Below are 1822 nucleotides of genomic sequence, written 5' to 3' on the forward strand. Positions count from 1 at the left end.
TATCTCCCTAGAAAGGAGGTGATCCAGCCGCACCTTCCGGTACGGCTACCTTGTTACGACTTCACCCCCCTCACCCTCCACACCTTCGGCGCCTCCCCCCTTGACGGTTGGGCCGGCGACTTCGGGTGCAGACGACTCGGGTGGTGTGACGGGCGGTGTGTACAAGGCCCGGGAACGCATTCACCGCGGCATGCTGATCCGCGATTACTAGCAACTCCGACTTCATGGGGGCGGGTTGCAGCCCCCAATCCGAACTGGGGCCGGCTTTCCGGGATCCGCTCCCCCTCGCGGGGTGGCATCCCTCTGTACCGGCCATTGTAGCACGTGTGCAGCCCAGGGCATAAGGGGCATGATGACTTGACGTCGTCCCCGCCCTCCTCCGCCTTGACGGCGGCGGTCCCGCGTGGGTTCCCGGCATCACCCGATGGCAACACGCGGCGGGGGTTGCGCTCGTTGCGGGACTTAACCCAACATCTCACGACACGAGCTGACGACAGCCATGCACCACCTGTATGGGCTCCTCTCGGCCACGGGGTCTCCCCCGCTTCACCCATATGTCAAGCCCTGGTAAGGTTCTTCGCGTTGCTTCGAATTAAGCCACATGCTCCGCTGCTTGTGCGGGCCCCCGTCAATTCCTTTGAGTTTTAGCCTTGCGGCCGTACTCCCCAGGCGGGACGCTTAATGCGTTGGCTGCGGCACGGGGGGATCGTCCCCCCACACCTAGCGTCCATCGTTTACGGCTGGGACTACCAGGGTATCTAATCCTGTTCGCTCCCCCAGCTTTCGCGCCTCAGCGTCGGTCTCGGCCCAGAGGGCCGCCTTCGCCACCGGTGTTCCACCCGATATCTGCGCATTCCACCGCTACACCGGGTGTTCCACCCTCCCCTACCGGACCCAAGCCGCGGAGGTTCCGGGGGCTTCGGGGGGTTGAGCCCCCCGCTTCGACCCCCGGCCTGCCGGGCCGCCTACGCGCGCTTTACGCCCAATGAATCCGGATAACGCTCGCCCCCTACGTATTACCGCGGCTGCTGGCACGTAGTTAGCCGGGGCTTCTTCTGCAGGTACAGTCTTGACTCTTCCCTGCTGAAAGCGGTTTACGACCCGAAGGCCTCCGTCCCGCACGCGGCGTCGCTGCGTCAGGGTTCCCCCCATTGCGCAAGATTCCCCACTGCTGCCTCCCGTAGGAGTCTGGGCCGTGTCTCAGTCCCAATCTGGCCGGTCGGTCTCTCAACCCGGCTACCCGTTGTCGGCACGGTGGGCCGTCACCCCGCCGTCTACCTGATGGGCCGCGGAGCCATCCCCTCCCGTCGGGGCTTTAGCCGGGGTGCCATGCGGCACCCCGGGGTATCCGGTATTACCCGTCCTTTCGGGCGGCTATCCCGGGGGAGGGGGCAGGTTCTCCACGTGTTACTCAGCCGTTCGCCACTCGCTTCCCTCCGGAGAGGGGTGCCGTTCGACTTGCATGTGTTAGGCGCGCCGCCAGCGTTCATCCTGAGCCAGGATCGAACTCTCCGTCCAAAATATTCTGGGCTTCGAGCCCGTCCGGTCCTCTCAGTCCATCGCTGATCGGTTCCGTTCGATTCATATGGTTTAAGTATAGGAAAAGGAATTTCTCGGGGCCGCCTCTCGGCGGCCTTGCGAAAAACAAATCCAAGTTAGACCATTTCAAATGGTTCGATGTCTGCCCGGATGCGACACTGAATGTGTCCATCCTCGCAGTATCCGGTTCTCAAGGTGCACGCCTGGCGGCTCATCCGGTCCGACCGGGCCGCGCGGCAAGGAGATATATTGCCAGACCGGAGGGGCGCCGTGGGCGGGAATC

Annotated in this window: 1 rRNA gene; it reads right to left on the bottom strand. The window is 63.8% G+C overall.

Annotation, left to right across the window (positions count from 1 at the left end):
- Positions 1-11: 11 nt before the first annotated feature.
- Positions 12-1518 (bottom strand): 16S ribosomal RNA (locus PMW70_RS09645).
- Between the last annotated feature and the right edge of the window lie 304 nt (positions 1519-1822).

It is taken from the genome of Collinsella aerofaciens, assembly GCF_028209625.1.
Taxonomy (GTDB): domain Bacteria; phylum Actinomycetota; class Coriobacteriia; order Coriobacteriales; family Coriobacteriaceae; genus Collinsella; species Collinsella aerofaciens_AM.